Source organism: Shimazuella soli (assembly GCF_022511585.1).
In the GTDB taxonomy this organism is placed as follows: Bacteria; Bacillota; Bacilli; order Thermoactinomycetales; family Thermoactinomycetaceae; genus Shimazuella; species Shimazuella soli.
The window spans coordinates 902,769-919,281 of record NZ_JAKWBN010000001.1; the positions used below are offsets into that span (position 1 = coordinate 902,769).

Annotated in this window: 19 protein-coding genes and 1 pseudogene; 15 read left to right on the forward strand and 5 right to left on the reverse strand. The window is 37.7% G+C overall.

Annotation, left to right across the window (positions count from 1 at the left end; translation table 11 throughout):
* Positions 1–15: 15 nt before the first annotated feature.
* The 3 genes from MK805_RS04880 to rbsB are packed head-to-tail and all read left to right on the forward strand — an operon-like array spanning position 16 to position 3,380.
* Positions 16–1,503 carry a sugar ABC transporter ATP-binding protein gene (locus MK805_RS04880; protein WP_240874183.1) on the forward strand — a complete coding sequence of 496 codons (1,488 nt, stop codon included), beginning with the start codon at positions 16–18 and terminating at the stop codon, positions 1,501–1,503.
* A 54-nt stretch (positions 1,504–1,557) separates the two neighbouring features.
* Positions 1,558–2,451 (forward strand): ABC transporter permease subunit, encoded by an 894-nt coding sequence (locus tag MK805_RS04885; protein ID WP_240874303.1) that lies wholly within the window; start codon positions 1,558–1,560, stop codon positions 2,449–2,451.
* Positions 2,452–2,468: 17 nt separating this feature from the next.
* On the forward strand, positions 2,469–3,380 hold the full coding sequence (rbsB, locus tag MK805_RS04890; RefSeq protein WP_240874184.1) for a ribose ABC transporter substrate-binding protein RbsB: 912 nt from the start codon (positions 2,469–2,471) through the stop codon (positions 3,378–3,380).
* A gap of 105 nt (positions 3,381–3,485) precedes the next feature.
* On the opposite strand, the gene MK805_RS04895 is transcribed toward rbsB, so the two are convergent.
* Positions 3,486–3,824 (reverse strand): VOC family protein, encoded by a 339-nt coding sequence (locus MK805_RS04895; RefSeq protein ID WP_240874304.1) that lies wholly within the window; start codon positions 3,822–3,824, stop codon positions 3,486–3,488.
* 262 nt (positions 3,825–4,086) lie between these two features.
* Here MK805_RS04895 and MK805_RS04900 point away from each other — a divergent pair, with 262 nt between their 5' ends.
* Positions 4,087–5,055 carry a DNA polymerase III subunit delta' gene (locus tag MK805_RS04900; protein WP_240874309.1) on the forward strand — a complete coding sequence of 323 codons (969 nt, stop codon included), beginning with the start codon at positions 4,087–4,089 and terminating at the stop codon, positions 5,053–5,055.
* Between the two features lie 117 nt (positions 5,056–5,172).
* Here MK805_RS04900 and MK805_RS04905 read toward each other — a convergent pair whose 3' ends face one another.
* Together MK805_RS04905 and MK805_RS04910 are read right to left on the reverse strand one after the other, a co-directional pair.
* Positions 5,173–5,670, reverse strand: a complete 498-nt coding sequence (locus MK805_RS04905) for an inorganic diphosphatase (RefSeq protein WP_420833052.1) — start codon at positions 5,668–5,670, stop codon at positions 5,173–5,175.
* Between the two features lie 87 nt (positions 5,671–5,757).
* Positions 5,758–5,967: a ferredoxin gene (locus MK805_RS04910; protein WP_240874188.1), complete on the reverse strand. Its 210-nt coding sequence runs from the start codon at positions 5,965–5,967 to the stop codon at positions 5,758–5,760.
* Between the two features lie 193 nt (positions 5,968–6,160).
* Here MK805_RS04910 and MK805_RS04915 point away from each other — a divergent pair, with 193 nt between their 5' ends.
* The 4 genes from MK805_RS04915 to MK805_RS04930 all read left to right on the forward strand — a co-directional run bounded on the left by MK805_RS04915 (position 6,161) and on the right by MK805_RS04930 (position 9,772).
* Entirely contained in the window at positions 6,161–6,529 is a 369-nt protein-coding gene (locus tag MK805_RS04915; RefSeq protein WP_240874190.1) for a hypothetical protein, read from the forward strand.
* 138 nt (positions 6,530–6,667) lie between these two features.
* Positions 6,668–7,258, forward strand: a complete 591-nt coding sequence (locus MK805_RS04920; protein ID WP_240874192.1) for a genetic competence negative regulator — start codon at positions 6,668–6,670, stop codon at positions 7,256–7,258.
* Between the two features lie 210 nt (positions 7,259–7,468).
* On the forward strand, positions 7,469–8,737 hold the full coding sequence (locus MK805_RS04925; protein ID WP_240874193.1) for a Glu/Leu/Phe/Val family dehydrogenase: 1,269 nt from the start codon (positions 7,469–7,471) through the stop codon (positions 8,735–8,737).
* A gap of 63 nt (positions 8,738–8,800) precedes the next feature.
* The gene (locus tag MK805_RS04930; RefSeq protein WP_240874196.1) at positions 8,801–9,772 is read left to right on the forward strand and encodes a YpdA family putative bacillithiol disulfide reductase; all 972 of its coding nucleotides are present in this window, start codon (positions 8,801–8,803) and stop codon (positions 9,770–9,772) included.
* A 65-nt stretch (positions 9,773–9,837) separates the two neighbouring features.
* Here MK805_RS04930 and MK805_RS04935 read toward each other — a convergent pair whose 3' ends face one another.
* Entirely contained in the window at positions 9,838–10,446 is a 609-nt protein-coding gene (locus tag MK805_RS04935; protein ID WP_240874198.1) for a hypothetical protein, read from the reverse strand.
* Positions 10,447–10,555: 109 nt separating this feature from the next.
* Positions 10,556–10,735 carry a hypothetical protein gene (locus tag MK805_RS04940; protein WP_240874202.1) on the reverse strand — a complete coding sequence of 60 codons (180 nt, stop codon included), beginning with the start codon at positions 10,733–10,735 and terminating at the stop codon, positions 10,556–10,558.
* Between the two features lie 143 nt (positions 10,736–10,878).
* Between MK805_RS04940 and MK805_RS04945 the strand changes: the two genes are divergently transcribed.
* From MK805_RS04945 to MK805_RS04975, 7 genes and pseudogenes are all read left to right on the forward strand, one after another.
* Positions 10,879–11,043, forward strand: a complete 165-nt coding sequence (locus MK805_RS04945; protein WP_240874204.1) for a hypothetical protein — start codon at positions 10,879–10,881, stop codon at positions 11,041–11,043.
* Between the two features lie 201 nt (positions 11,044–11,244).
* A pseudogene (locus MK805_RS04950) lies at positions 11,245–11,604 on the forward strand (cell wall hydrolase); the annotation flags it as partial.
* 12 nt (positions 11,605–11,616) lie between these two features.
* Positions 11,617–12,960, forward strand: a complete 1,344-nt coding sequence (ypeB, locus tag MK805_RS04955) for a germination protein YpeB (protein WP_240874205.1) — start codon at positions 11,617–11,619, stop codon at positions 12,958–12,960.
* Between the two features lie 238 nt (positions 12,961–13,198).
* Positions 13,199–13,867 (forward strand): (d)CMP kinase, encoded by a 669-nt coding sequence (gene cmk, locus MK805_RS04960; protein ID WP_240874207.1) that lies wholly within the window; start codon positions 13,199–13,201, stop codon positions 13,865–13,867.
* Position 13,868: 1 nt separating this feature from the next.
* Positions 13,869–14,474 carry a lysophospholipid acyltransferase family protein gene (locus tag MK805_RS04965; protein ID WP_240874212.1) on the forward strand — a complete coding sequence of 202 codons (606 nt, stop codon included), beginning with the start codon at positions 13,869–13,871 and terminating at the stop codon, positions 14,472–14,474.
* Positions 14,475–14,565: 91 nt separating this feature from the next.
* The gene (rpsA, locus tag MK805_RS04970) at positions 14,566–15,702 is read left to right on the forward strand and encodes a 30S ribosomal protein S1 (RefSeq protein ID WP_240874214.1); all 1,137 of its coding nucleotides are present in this window, start codon (positions 14,566–14,568) and stop codon (positions 15,700–15,702) included.
* Positions 15,703–15,798: 96 nt separating this feature from the next.
* Entirely contained in the window at positions 15,799–16,320 is a 522-nt protein-coding gene (locus tag MK805_RS04975) for a helix-turn-helix domain-containing protein (RefSeq protein ID WP_240874216.1), read from the forward strand.
* Positions 16,321–16,513 lie beyond the last annotated feature (193 nt).

Consider the following 16,513-nt stretch of genomic DNA (forward strand, 5'->3'; position numbering starts at 1 on the left):
AAGGGAGGAGGTTTTATGCAGATTCAACTAAAAAATATTTCTAAGTCTTTTGCCAAGAATCAAGTACTTCATAGGGTTGATTTCACTTTGGAATCAGGAGAAGTACATGCTCTCATGGGAGAAAATGGTGCCGGAAAATCAACATTAATGAAAATCTTGACTGGTGTTTACACCCAAGACGAAGGACATGTTTTGATTGACGGTAAGGAAACAAGATTTAAAAATGTGAAGGAAGTAGAAGAAAAAGGGATTGCTTTTATTCACCAAGAGCTGAATATTTTCCCGAATTTAACTGTTGCAGAAAACTTATTTCTAGGACATGAAGAAAAGATAGGTCACACTGGGATTTTAAAAACCAAACAAATGGAACAGAAAACAGAAGAGTATTTAGCTGGTCTTGGTTTATCTGTTAAAGCTTCAAAGCTTGCAGGCTCGCTTTCTGTAGGACAACAGCAGATGATTGAAATTGCAAAAGCATTAAGACTCCAAGCACAGGTAATTATCATGGATGAGCCTACAGCTGCGTTAACGGATCGCGAAATCCAAATACTCTTTTCGCTGATTGAAAAACTCAAAAAACAAGGCGTTTCTTTTGTTTATATCTCTCATCGGATGGAAGAGATATTCGAAGTATGTGACAAAATAACGATATTACGTGATGGACAATATATTGCGACCAAACAAGTGAAAGATACAACATTTGATGAAGTAGTTTATATGATGGTGGGGCGGAGTATCGGAGATCGATATCCTGTGCGATCTGGTCATAAGCAGTCAGACGTGTTTTTAGAAGTCAAAGATCTGACAAGAAGAGGTGCATTTGAAAATATCTCTTTTCATGTAAAGAAAGGAGAGATTCTAGGTGTAGCTGGTTTAATGGGAGCAGGTAGAACCGAAATCATGAAAGCTATTTTTGGCTATGAATCAATCCACTCTGGGGAGATTTGGATAAATGGGGATCGAGTGTCTATTCGAAAACCATCAGACGCCATACGGTATGGTTTAGGTTTTATAACCGAGGATCGAAAATCAGAAGGTTTAATATTAGATTTTTCGATTCAAGAGAATATGGTTCTACCAATTTTGAAACAATTTCAATCATTATTTGTAATATCCAAGCAAAGAGAAAAAAGTTTTGTTCATAAAATGATAAAAAAATTAAACATTAAAACCACCAATGAAACACAACAAGTCAAATCTTTAAGTGGTGGGAACCAACAAAAAGTAGTTCTTGCTAAATGGCTTGGACTCATGCCGGATTGTCTCATACTTGATGAACCTACAAGAGGAGTGGATGTAGGAGCAAAAAAAGAGATTTATTCTCTCATGCAAGAGTTAGCTGATCAAGGTGTAGCGATCATTGTTGTTTCGTCAGATCTGCCAGAGGTATTAGGCATTAGTGATCGAATCATGGTCATATCTGAGGGAAAAGTTGGTGGATTTGTGGACAAACAAGATGCTACAGGGGAGAAGATCATGAATCTAGCAACAGGAGGGAAATAAATCGTGACTGCAATACGAGAAAGATTAGGAAATGGATGGAAACAGTTAGGTTCGATGATTGGTTTAGTGCTTATCGTCCTAATTGTAAGCGCTTTAAATGCTGATTTTTTAACGATCAATAATTTGTTAAATGTTTTACGGCAAGTTTCTATCAATGCATTGATAGCTTTTGGAATGACTTTTGTCATCTTGACAGGTGGGATCGATTTATCTGTTGGCTCTATGTTAGCGCTATCGAGTGCTGTGGTAGCTCAGTTGATGGCAAAAGGGGTAAGTTTCTATCCTGCATTATTAATAGGAATTGTTGCTGGAGCGATAATGGGTGCATTTAACGGAATTATGATTACCAAGGGAAAAGTAGCTCCATTTATTGCAACTCTCGCTACGTTAACTATCTTCCGTGGATTCACCTTAGTGTATACAGATGGCAGTCCTATTACAGGGATGAGTAATGATTTTTCCTTTCAATTGTTTGGGAAAGGTTATATGTTTGGTATTCCGGTCCCAGTTGTGACAATGTTAGTGGTTTTCCTGTTTTTGCTTTTTGTATTAAAGAAAACAGTTTTTGGTCGACAGACCTATGCCATCGGTGGCAATGAGGAAGCTTCCATTTTAGCTGGCATCAAGGTCGATCGTATCAAAGTAATCATTTATTCCATTTCCGGAGCTCTTTCGGCATTAGCAGGGATCATCTTAATTTCTCGCTTGAATTCAGCTGATCCAAATGCTGGGACTTCGTACGAATTAGATGCAATTGCAGCAGTAGTGTTGGGTGGTACCAGTCTTTCTGGCGGAAAAGGCTCCATTTGGGGAACTTTAATTGGTGCATTGATTATTGGAGTATTGAATAATGGATTAAATTTATTGAATGTCTCTCCATTCTATCAGCTTGTCGTAAAAGGATTTGTCATTTTGTTAGCAGTACTCATTGACCGAAAAAAATCATAAAGGAGATCAGATATAAAATGAAAAAAATATTTACACTAGTACTTGTTGGAATGTTGCTTTTAGTTGGTTGTTCGATGCAACCAGCAGGACAAGAAAAGACAAGTGATAAGAAATCTGCAAAAACAATTGGACTTTCCATTTCTACTATGAACAATCCATTCTTTGTTACTTTAAAAAATGCTACTGAAAAGAAAGCAAAAGAGTTGGGATATACATTAATTACAGTTGATGCGCAAAATAATTCAGCAAAACAAGCAAGTGATGTAGAAGATTTGATTCAAAAAAACGTAGACTTTTTATTAATTAACCCAGTTGATTCAGATGCTGTAGTTTCCGCAGTACAATCGGCTAACAATGCAAATATTCCTGTTATTACATTGGATCGCTCCGCAAACGGGGGAAAAGTAGTTTCTCATATCGCGTCTGACAATGTATCTGGAGGAGAAATGGCAGGAAAACATTTACTTCAGTTAGTTGGTAATGGAGCAAACATTGTAGAGCTAGAGGGTGTACCTGGTTCATCTGCTGCACGTGAACGTGGACAAGGTTTCCATAAAGTGATTGATGGGAAGTTAAAAGTAGTCTCTAAACAGTCCGCAGATTTTGATCGTTCCAAAGGATTATCGGTTATGGAAAATATCATTCAAGGAAACAAGAACATCCAAGGTGTATTTGCACAAAATGATGAAATGGCTTTAGGAGCACTAGAAGCTTTAAAATCTGCTGGTCTCACAAATGTAAAAGTTATCGGCTTTGATGGTACAGATGAAGCGAAAGCAGCAGTGAACAAAGGCGAGTTATCCGCGACGATTGCTCAAAAGCCAGATGTAATGGGTGAAACTGCGATCGAAACAGTGAAAAAAGTTTTAGCAGGTGAAAAGGTTGATGCAAATATCCCTGTACCACTGGAACTTGTTGTAAAAAAATAACATGATTGTGAATTGGGTAAAGCTCCAAATCAAAGATTGGAGCTTTACTTTTTTTACTCTTCTTGCTTAAAACCTCCACTATTCCTAAAATTGAGGGAATTTCAACTAATGGACTACTTCAACCGTAAATCCCCCAGGAGCCTTTACATAAAAAGTATAGCCATGTGATTGGACAGGTGGCTGTACGTCAAATCCATCTTCTTTTAACCGTTTATTTATCTCATCTACTTGCTCTCTGCTCTTTTGTGGAAATCCAATATGGAAGGTTTTTGGATAATTCACTTCTTTTCCATACATCAATGTTAGTACAAATTCATCTTCGTCGTACATTAAGGCAAATCCATTTCCACGAGCTGCTGTGCATGTTAGACCAAAATAAGTTTCTAAAAACTTCCGTGCAGCCAGAACGTCTGTAACTGTCAGATTGAGATGATTCAGTTTCAATTCGCTCACCTTTTTCTCATAGAAATTATCTTTCATTTTCATTGTATGATATTGAAGCTAGTAAGAAGTTTATAGATGGCTACAGTTGATTTTTCTGGGTTTTAAATCGTAAAACTTGTAAACTAGTTTAATGTCTTGTCTCCTTGATTAAGACGAAAACTCTTTTATAGTTGAGGTTATTATTGCCTATTCGGCACTTGCAAGTTTTATCATTTTGCATAAAGATAGAAGTACTGTGGTGATGGAGGCGGTAGATTTGGCAATGAAAGATATGGTAGGACAGGAGCGCGTCGTCAGATGGCTTCAGTCATCGGTCAGGCAAAATCGGTTAGCACATGCCTATCTATTTACAGCTTTACATATGGATGAACCTATAAGAATGGCAATTCAACTTGCTAAAACGTTAAATTGTGAGAAAAAAGACATCGATGCTTGTGATTCTTGTTCAACTTGTATTCAAATTGAACATGGAAATCACCCAGATGTAGTTAAGATTCAACCAGATGGTGCTTATATTAAAATAGATCAAGTTAGAGCAGTACAAGCATCTTTTCGATATCGAGCATCCAACCATATTACACGAATTCTTATTATTGAATCTGCGGAGAAAATGCGACTAGAAACAGCAAATTCATTACTCAAATTTCTAGAAGAACCCATCTCGCCGATGGTTGCGATTCTCATTACAGATAAAAAAGAACGAATTTTACCTACGATCCAGTCAAGGTGTCAATGGGTTCGATTTTCTCCTCCTTCTGTGCATAAACAAATGGAGCAATATGTTGGGGCAGGATTTACATCAGCAGATGCACAACTGCTCGCTTCTCTTAAATACAAAGAGGAATTAAATGCACTTTCGTCCTTAGAATTCAGGGATTTGTTGGGCAAGTTGAACAACTGGTGTCATGATTTTGTTACTGGAAACGACTCTGCTCTATTAGAAGTACAAGTAGGATGGCTTGCAGATGTATGCGCTCAAGGTCAAGTAAAAAGTGTATTGGAATTGCTTTTGATTTGCTTAAGAGAAAAATTAACCAAACAGACCCATTACTTTTCACAAAAAAATGAATCAGAATCAGCAACTACATTAGCAATGGAAAATGTACTGATTGCGAGTCGATTGGTACAAAAAACAGAGGTATCTTCTCCTGCAGTATTGGAGCAGATGGTAATTGCGACCCAAGAGAAACGGAAAAGTAAACCCGATGATTGGCGTTTGATCGTAATATAGTTCTCTAAAAGAAAGGAGCTATCAAAAGTAGTAGCTTCTTTTTTTTGTATCTATTTTCAAATTTATTGAAAAGAAAAATGTCCATACAGTGTAAAAAAACTCCCCACCGGGGAGTTTTTACTTTGTTTCTTCGTAACGTGAGAGACAAGCTTGGTAAAGATTGGAGGCAAATGCTGCATCTTTCCAACCTTCGATATGCGTTTCTTTTTTCTCCAAATCCTTGTAGACTTGGAAAAAGTGTGAGATCTCATCCAAAATATGTGGGGCGACATCATCTAAGCTTTTTACATTAGCAAAACGTGGATCTTCCGTTGGAACAGCTAGCAGTTTTTCATCCTGACCTTTGTCATCAGACATTACCAACACACCAATTACACGACTGGAAATAACACAACCAGGAAAAGTAGGAAAACTGGTAAGAACGAGAATGTCTAATGGATCTCCATCTTCTGCCAATGTTCCTTCTAGATAGCCATATTCGGTTGGATAATGCATAGGCGAAAAAAGAACGCGATCCAGACGGAAAACACCTTTTTCTTTATCGTATTCATATTTGTTTTGACTGCCAGTTGGAATTTCAATAAAGGCATCTACAATAATTTCTTGGGACATTATGAAACCTCCTTAAATATGTACAAGCAACATTTTAAACGTTACAGAGAGAAATTTCCACAAAATAAAAAGAGGCGAGTACGCCTCTTTTTATTCTTCGACTTTGATGGAATCAGTAGGACATCCTTCTTGTGCATCACGAACATCGTCATGAAGATCTTCTGGCACATCGGCTGTACCTGTATTATCATCTAATGTTACATATGCAATTCCATCTTCGTCATAGTCATAAACATCTGGTGCAGTTGCTCCGCAAGCACCACATGCAATACATGTGTCCTTATCTACCCAAGTACGCATGATTGAGATCCCCTTCCAAGTATGTAGCCTAAGAACTTCATACACCATTGTAGAATGATTTAATGTATATTGCAACAAGGAATGTGCAAGTACACACGGAGAGTAAATCAGTAAAGAAAGAAAAGGTAATTGTAAGAATAAGGCAAACATTGAACCCATACTTCTATCATATAGTGAAAAGGGAGGGATGGTGATGAGTAAAACAATTTGGATAGTGAGTATTGCAACTTGTGCAGCATTATATTATTTCCCTAATCAAGATAATTTTTGGGCATACATCAGTGTACCATATTATTTATCTGTATGTGGATTGATTGTAGCGCTGTTCCTTTCCACCCAAAATATATACCAATTGATAAATGATATGATGCTGATGAACTCCACCCTGCAAAAAACTTTTGTTCTTTTATTTTATGTATGTATTTTGGCTATACTCTTCCTGTTTCTTCCTGCTCATACGACCATCTTCTTTTTTTTGTTTGTGATGTACCAATGGAGGGAATGGAGTGAATATAGAGGCATACTTTTACTCCGGAAAGAGCAGTTAAATAAAGAGAAGTAAATTATCCTTTTATAGCATTTTTATGGACGTTCATGTATCATAATAGTAGAAAGAAATGGAGACTTGGAGAAGGAACAAATTATTCTCCTAACACATACAATATCATGTAAAGGTCTCCAGCGAGGGAGGGTAAGAGCCATGCGTGTCGAACGTCTAGGTGGGGATAAGGTCCGTTTCTTTTTAACTTTGGATGATTTAATGGATCGGGGAATTGAGAAAGAGGATATGTGGCGTGATATCCCCAAGGTGCATGAACTATTCAATGATATGATGGAGCATGCCTACCAAGAATTAGGCTTTGAGATTGCTGGGCCTTTAGCCGTAGAGGTATTTGCCTTACCAGCGCAAGGGATGGTTGTTGTCGTAACACGAGGACGAGTTCCTAAATCAGAAAATGATGACTATGATGGCAGCGATGTTTATGAGCTAGAGGTAACGATGGAAGAGAGTGATCGTATCGCTTTCCGGTTTAGCGACTTCGAATATTTGGTTCAAGCCGCTCTCCGTCTAGAACCGTTAGTGAAACAAGCGGGTCAAGTGTATAGCTATAAAGATTCTTATTATCTTTTATTCTCAGATGATATCCCAACCTCACGTTTAGAAGGTGTGATTGCAATTTTATTGGAATTTGGAGAGCCTTCAACTGTAACAGATGTTTTTTTAATGGAGTACGGTAAAGAAATATGGAAAGAGAATGCGATTAAAGAGATTATCCACTATTTTGGTTAATGATATAGAGAATCATTGCGCGCTTGAAGCGCGTTTTTTTATGGAATTACATTGATTTTTACTTTGCATTTGTAGTAAGGTGAAAAGGGCATGTCAGCGTAATTTTTCATATATTATTTCTTCTTTTTTAACAGGCTTTTTCCTGCTAAAGAAGTGGTGTATACTGTTCACGTGATGGAATAAGTTCGATAACATTTCGAGGTGGTTAGGATGGGACAAACAATAGCGAAAGGTCAAGAAGAAAATCTAGATGTACTAGTTTCTACACAAACAGTTGTAAAAAATGCATTGGATAAACTAGGTTATCCAGAGGCCGTGTATGATCTGCTGAAGGAACCAATGCGTATATTGACTGTACGAATTCCGGTTCGTATGGACGATGGAAAAGTGAAAGTGTTTACAGGATATCGTGCTCAACATAACGATGCAGTTGGACCAACCAAAGGTGGTGTTCGTTTCCATCCAGATGTAACAGAATCAGAAGTAAAAGCATTATCAATTTGGATGAGCTTAAAAGCAGGTATTGTGGACTTGCCTTATGGTGGTGGGAAAGGCGGTATTATCTGCGACCCACGAAACATGTCTTTTGGAGAGTTAGAGCGTCTATCTCGTGGTTATGTTCGAGCGATTAGTCAAATCGTGGGACCAACCAAAGATATTCCAGCACCTGATGTTTTCACCAATTCTCAAATAATGGCATGGATGGTAGACGAGTATAGTCGTATCCGTGAATTCGACTCTCCTGGATTTATTACAGGAAAGCCTTTGGTTTTAGGCGGGTCACGTGGACGTGAAACTGCTACAGCAGCAGGTGTGACTATCATGATCAACGAAGCAGCGAAAAAACGAAATATTGATATCAAAGGTGCCCGAGTTGTTATTCAAGGTTTTGGTAACGCTGGTAGTTTTCTTGCTAAATTTATGCATGACGCTGGTGCAAAAGTTGTTGGAATCTCTGATGCTTATGGAGCGCTTCATGATCCAGATGGCTTGGATATTGATTATTTGTTGGAGCGTAGGGATTCTTTTGGAACGGTTACGAAGTTATTTAAAGATACAATCTCTAACCAAGATTTATTAGAACTAGATTGTGATATTTTGGTACCTGCAGCTGTTGAAAATCAAATTACAGCTCGCAACGCAGCTAATATTAAAGCAAGTATTGTGGTGGAAGCTGCAAACGGTCCAACTACATTAGAAGGTACACGTATCTTGACAGAACAAGGAGTACTGCTTGTTCCAGATGTACTTGCAAGTGCTGGAGGAGTTACCGTTTCTTACTTTGAATGGGTACAAAATAATCAAGGGTACTATTGGTCAGATGAAGAAGTTCAATCCAGACTGGAAGATATTATGGTGAAAGCATTTGAAAATGTTTACCAAGCAGCTGAATCCCGTGGTATAGATATGCGTTTAGCAGCTTATATCGTTGGTGTAAGAAAAATGGCTGAAGCTTCCCGGTTCCGCGGATGGGTTTAATCATATAATAGAAGAAAATGAAAAGCACCCACTTGGGTGTTTTTCGCGTAAGAGGATGACAAGATGGAAGATGTAATTATTATTGGTGCAGGTCCATGTGGGTTATCAACTGCAATCGAGTTAAAAAAAGCTGGTTTTAATCCATTAATCCTGGAAAAAGGTTGTATTACTAATTCGATATATCACTTTCCACTTGGAATGACCTTTTTTAGTTCTCCAGATAAGATTGAAATCGGTGATATTCCTTTTCCTACTATTCACGAAAAGCCTACTCGAACAGAAGGTTTAACTTACTATCGGAGACTAGTAGAACATTTTGGTTTGCGTATACATCAATATCAACCAGTGGAGCATATTTATGTTAATCCTCATCATTTTGAGATCTGGTCTACTTATCGTGGAAAAAAACAGATTTTCCATTCTAAATACTTGGTCATTGCGACAGGATATTATGGAAAACCAAATTTATTAAATGTTCCTGGGGAAAATTCACCTCATGTTTATCATTATTTCCGTGAAGCTCATCCATATGCTGGAAGAGATGTGGTGGTGATAGGCGGAAAAAACTCAGCAGTTGATACAGCTTTGGAGTTGTCTTATGTACGAGCAAATGTAACGATGATCTATCGGCGGTCTTCTTTTCAGCCGAGTGTAAAATCATGGGTAAAACCATTGATTGAAGCTGCTGTCCAAAATGGACGAGTAAAAATGTTTTGGGATACCGTAATAGAAGAAATACAAGAAGACGCCGTTATTGTTCGCCATCAAGGTAATAAGAGAAAAATACCTACTGAGTTTGTCTTTGCTATGACAGGTTACCGACCAGATACTTCTCTTTTGCAAAGTGCAGGAGTTCATTTCGAACCAGGTTCAAATGTTCCTATTTACACAGAGTATATGGAGACTACAGTCCCTAACTTATATGTTGCTGGTGTTGTCATATGTGGAAAAGAAACTAGTAAAGTATTTATAGAAAATGGGCGACTGCACGGGAAACAAATTGTCCAAGGTATTAAGAAAAAAGAGCTTGTTTGATAACCATAAAACAATTGTGTACAAAAACCTCCACTATGTTAAGAAAGTGGAGGTTTTTGTAATTCCTATTTTGTTGTTCCCGTAAGCAAGTATTGTACTGTACTGGCTACTTGATCTACTATGCGGATAATAGGGCCATCATGGTGTGGCACTTCGCTTGGTGGAGCAGGATCAGTGACAACAGGAGTTTCTGTTGATTTCGTTGGTGGTGTTTCTTTTGGAGAATTTGGTTTGGATTGCTTGCCTTTACTAGGTTTTGATTGGGAATGTGATTTTGTTGGACTTTTAAATGTAGTAGAACTATTACTACTCGTTGGATTTTTTTGTTCGGTTGATTGTTTTTGTTGTATCACATTAGTTTGTTCTGTCTTGGTTGATGTCACTGAATAAACAGGAGTTTTGGACTCAGTTGCAGGTACTGGATTTACTTTTACTTGCCCGGATGGTTGTTTAACAGCTAGCTGTGTGTGTGTTATATTAGGAGATTTGTTAACAGCAAAAACCGTTGATTTTGTTTTTTTTATTGAATTTGAAGCTTGATTTGTTTGTTGCATAGCAAAAGCGATGCTTAATCCGACCAACAAAGATGCAGCTATTGTTCCTATATACCAGATCCAATGGGTTTTTGGTCTTTTTCGCTTCAACTCCTGTAGGGGATAATTTGATTCGGTCAAACTAAATTCCTCCTAATGATAATCCGACTACTCCAATTAAACAAAATTCATTACATCTTTTCAAGTTATTCAAATTTAATTCTTTACATTTTCACAAAAAAACAGACAACTAACCAGCTGTCTGTTTAAATGGAAATGGGATCAAGGTATGAACTTTTGTATTATCTATCAAGATGGATAGGAGTTGTTTTTCAAATGTGTCGTCATCATAGTATTTTCGATTATCTAATAGCTCTCTTAATCTTTCTTGATTTTGGGGACCGTTCATGACCGTTTGATAGAGGATCATTTTTTAGCAGCTCCCGTTGCTTTAATATATTAAAGTATAAAGCATTTTTGATATAATGTGTATATTTATACGGGTAATTTTCACATAAAAAACTTATTTTTTTTCATTATCCTGTCCATACTGAAAATGGTGAGGTGATGGAAATGAATGAACAGCGTAAATACATAGTAAATATACAATGTAACCAATGTGGTGAGCGATTTATATTAAAAGGAAGAGTAAAAAAAGGAAAGATCGAAACGGGATTCAAAAAATGTTTGTGTGACAATGAAGATGAATTTGAGATATCACAAGAGGAGCTAATCTAGCTTCTCTTTTTTGTATAAGGAACCAAATAACAGTTCAAAATACCATAGAAGTTAAATTTGTTTTTTAGAAGATGAAATAGGTAGGTTAGGAGGTTGAAAGGAATGAAGAAACTAATTTTCTTGCCTTTATTTATATGTGGATTTCTCTTTTTAGCTAGTTCAGAGCCTTTATTCGCTGGTAATGCGGGGAAGAGCAGTGGTGGATTTTCTGAGAATGACATTCGTCTCATGTCGAATGCTGTCTACGGAGAATCTCGAGGAGAACCCTATATCGGACAAATAGCGGTTGCCGCAGTCATTTTAAATAGATTAGAAGACAAGCGATTTCCTCACACTGTTTCAGGTGTGATTTTTCAGCCAGGAGCATTTACTGCTGTAGCAGACGGACAAATTTACCTTACTCCAAATGCACAAGCAAAAAGAGCTGTAATGGATGCAATTAATGGCGTGGATCCTACTAGTGGATGTAATTATTATTTCAATCCTGCTACAGCTACTTCTAAATGGATTTGGTCTAGACCACAAGTGAAAAAGATTGGGAAACATATTTTCTGTCGATAAGGAGTGTTTTTTTTGTATAGAAAAATAGCAGCTGTATTATTTCCGGTTTCTCTGATAGCTTTGGTTGCAACAGGGGTGTGGGGGTATTATGAGAGTAAAGATAAAGATTCGGTACTAATCAAAGCAGAAAATCAATACCAACGAGCGTTTCATGAACTTAATGATCATATGGATCAATTAAATGAAGAAATGGGCAAATCACTTGCAATTAATTCAGCAAAACAAACTACTACTTCGATGACAAATGTTTGGAGGCTGACCTATGCAGCCCAAAATGATATTGCACAATTGCCAATGACATTAATGCCATTTCATAAAGCGGAAGAGTTTTTAAGTGATCTTGGTACCTTTTCTTACAAAATTGGTGTACGGGATCTTCATGTCCAGCCGATGAGTAACAACGAATGGAAGTCGCTACATGCACTTTATAATCATCAGAAAGAGATACGATCCAATCTGCACCAACTCCAATCAAAAGTGATGAATAAAAATCTACGTTGGATGGATGTAGAATTAGCTTTAGCTTCAGAAGATAATCCAATGGATAATACAATTATCGACGGATTTCATAAGGTTAATAAAATGGTAGAACAATATCCAGAAGCGGATTGGGGTCCGACCGTTAATAATTTAAAAGTAAGACAAAAAGAAAAGTATACTCGATTAAAAGGGAATCCCATTACAGCAGCAGAAGCGAAACGGAAAGTAGCTCAATTGATGAATCGACCTTCTACCAAAAATATGTCTGTTGTTTTAAATAAAAAAGGTGATTATCAAACCTATAGTGTTCGGTATCCTTTAAAATCTGGTGATGTTTACACAGATGTAACGAAAATTGGTGGACATGTAGTATGGATGATTGATGAGCGACCTGTAGGAAAAGCAAAACTGAATTTCGATCAGGCTGAAGCAGGCGCTAAGCGGTTTTTAACAAGAATTGGTTTCCCAGATATGTCTGTTATCTCTTATAATCAAGCTGATAACTTACTTTCTTTAAACTATGTTCACCGTGAGAATGGTGTTTTGGTCTATCCTCAAGCATTGACGGTTAAAGTAGCTCTAGATAACGGTAATGTTGTAGGAATACAAGCAGCAGAATACGTGTTTAATTTCCATGAAAAAGCTAAGGGTAAACCAAAATTAACCGAAGCAGGAGCTAGGAAGTATGTGAGTCCTAGATTAAAAATCCAAAAAACAAACCTTGCTTCTATTTATGGAGAAGATGGAAATGAAGCGCTTTGTTATGAATTTTTAGGTACTATCGATAAAGATCAATTTCGAGTCTTTATCAATGCAAAAAACGGAAATGAAGAACTAGTGGAGAAAATAACCAAAGCGGACATTTCGAAGGCTTAATAAAAATAGTTCAAATCGGTCGTTGTATCCATTGAATGGCGTTTGCCCCCTTGCAAGTTCGACAAAGTATAGTATAATACCTGTAGAACGAGCACGAATGTTTACATAAATATGATGTTTTGTCGGGTCGAAGTCTTAGATGGATTGCATTTGCATGGTGAAAATAAGTTCATCACTTTGAGCAGGCTAAAAGACCTGCTCTTTCTATTTTTATGCATGGGGAAAGGATCGACGGAACATGTTGCCCATTCAGGTAGCAATTGATGGTCCAGCAGGTGCTGGAAAGAGTACAGTAGCAAAGTTGGTTGCCAAACAACTGGGTGCAAAGTATATCGACACAGGTGCAATGTATCGAGCAGTTGGATGGTTAGTATTAAATGAGCATATTGATCCTTCAGATGAAGAAAGAATCGTTCATTTGGCAGAGTCTTTGCGTTTCTCGCTTACAGATTCAGGGATACAAGTTAATGGATACCATTTAACCAATGAAATTCGAATGGAAAAGGTTTCTGCAATTGCTTCCGCTATTGCAACATTAGGTGGAGTAAGAGAAGTGCTCGTCGATAAACAGCGCCAACTTGCTGGAGAACAATCTGTAGTGATGGATGGTAGGGATGTAGGTACACACGTCCTACCTAATGCGAATATAAAAATATTTCTTACGGCATCTATTGATAAACGGGTAGAGAGACGTTATCACGAGCTCAAAAAGAAAGGTGAATCCCCATCACTAGAGAGCTTGCGAAAAGAGGTTATCAGGCGAGATCATAATGATAAAAATCGTCAATTTGCCCCTTTATGTCGTGCCGCTGATGCTATTCTCCTTGATACAACTGAAATGACAACAAAACAAGTAGTGAATCAAATTATTCAGTTATGTCGCACCAAATTAGGCGGTGAAGAGTAGTATGAGTGAGAGTAGAGGCTGGTATGTATTTTTTAGAAAATGTTTTCGAATCCTATTTGTAACTATTTTTCGATGGAAAGTAGTAGGACTTGAACATGTCCCTACAGAAGGTCCTGCAGTTATCTGTTCCAACCACATTAGTTTACTGGATCCTCCCTTAGTAGGGAGTGCATCAAAAAGGCCTATACATTTTATGGCAAAAGAAGAGTTATTTCATATCCCGGTATTATCTTATTTTTTACCTAAAATATTGGCTTTCCCTGTTAAACGTGGGCAAAGTGATATGAAAGCGGTTAAGACCGCAATTAAGATTTTGAAGAGTAATGAATTATTCGGAATTTTTCCGGAAGGTACCCGAAAAAAGTCAAATGGATCTGAACAGGAAGCTGAAGAAGGTGCAGTATTTATCGCCTTAAAAGCAAAAGCGCCTATAATACCTGTAGCACTGATTGGTCCCTATCGTTTATTTCGATCAGTACGTGTTATTTTTGGAGAACCTATTGACACAACTCCATATTCTACAGGAAAGATCAGTAAAGAAGTGGTGTCAGAAGTTACACGGATTATGATGGATAATATCCAAACGATAATTCAACAAAATCGGTAACTGGATCATGATGTGAGTATAGAACAATTGCTCCGTGATCATTACAATAAATAATTGGCACATTGGTGATTTCATAAGGAGGTCTGTTGGCATGTCAGAAGAAGTAAAATCTGAATTTGTGCAAGTTGGAGACGTTTTGACAGGTAAGGTAGTGAAAGTAGAACAAAATCAAGCACTTGTTGATATAGGGTACAAATCTGAAGCCATATTACCAATTTCGGAAGTATCTAGTTTGCATGTAGAACAGGTGGCAGATGAACTACAAGAAGAACAAGAATTACAAGTAAAAGTAATCCGATATAACCAAGAAGAAGATCAGTTTGTCGTATCTAAAAAGGCAATAGATGCAGAAGAAGCTTGGGAAAAGTTACAAGCCAAATTTGAATCCGGAGAGTCCATTGTTGCAACTGTGGCTGACGTCGTAAAAGGTGGATTAGTTGTTAACGTAGGTGTGCGTGGATTTATTCCAGCATCTTTGGTAGAACTCCGTTTTGTTGAAGATTTCTCCGAATATAAAGGTCAAGAATTAGAGTTAAAAGTTGTAGAATTAGATAAAGAAAAAAATAAATGTATTCTGTCTCGTAAAGCAGTCCTAGAAGAAGAGGCTAACCAAAATAAAGAAAAAACTTTAAATAATGTAGAAGTAGGATCAGTATTAGATGGAACTGTCCAGCGTATAACTGATTTTGGTGCTTTTATTGATATCGGTGGAGTGGATGGATTGGTTCACGTTTCTGAGATCGCTTGGCACCGTGTTGGCCATCCATCTGAAGCATTAAAAGTTGGAGACAAAGTACAAGTAAAAGTTTTAAAAGTGGATCGTGATAACGAGCGTATTAGTCTTAGTATAAAAGAAACACAAGAAGGTCCTTGGCAAAAAGTCGCTCGAGAAATTCAAGTAAACGATGTTGTCAAAGGAGAAGTAAAACGTCTCGTATCTTTCGGAGCTTTTGTAGAAGTATTTCCAGGAGTAGAGGGACTTGTGCATATTTCTCAGATCTCTCATCGTCATATTGGAACCCCGTCTGAAGTATTAAAAGAAGGCGAAGAAGTTGAAGTGAAGGTCTTGGATATTCAGCCAGATCAAAAACGGATCAGCCTTAGTATCAAAGAAGCAAGTGAACAACCAGCTCCTGTGAAAAAAGAAGCACCAGAGTCAGTTAAAGATGATTCCGCTTTTGGTGTTACTTTAGGAGATATGTATCCTGAGCTTCGCAACTTGAAGTAAATACTTGTTTTGTCTTTTAGAGGTTAAACCTAGCTATCATGATGTGCACCCCAAAAGTTAGACCAACAAATCTAACTTCAAAGGGGTGCATTTTTCATGAAGAAAACATATGAGGCAACGTTCAAAATGAAGGTAGTAAGTGAATATTTGAAAGGAGTGGAAGGATACGCACTGCTAGCTAAAAAATATGGAGTTCCAGACAAGTCACAAATACGAAAATGGGTGAATCAGTATCAGCAATATGGGATTCAAGGCTTTGAAAAAAAGCAGACAAAGAAATGCTACACTGGTACATTTAAGCTGGAAGTATTACACTTTAAGAAAAGGACCGGCGCCTCTCTAAAAGAAACGAGCAATCACTTCGGTATCAGTGAGCCATCGATCATCAGTACTTGGGAGAAAAAGTTCCAAGAAGGCGGCGCCAAAGCCTTATCGAGGCGGAAAGGACGGCCACCCACCATGGAAAAAAAGCAGAAGCGAGCTTATAGAAAGAAACCAATGACTCGAGAGCAGGAACTGGAACGGGAAAACGAGTTGCTAAAGATCGAGATTGAATACTTAAAAAAGCTGCGAGCTTTCCAGCAGAATCCCGCCCTTCTCGGAAAGCGCAAACCTTAGTCGTGCGGGAATTGGTGGAACAGTATCGTCTAGTAGATATATTAATGGTAGTGAAAGATCTAAAGAAAAGTACGTATTGCTATTGGAAACGTAGACTAGAGCAAGAAAATCCAGATCAAAAACTGGAAGGACTCATTCAATCCATTGCAGATGAGCACAATGGCAATTATGGCTACCGCCGCATAGAAGCAGA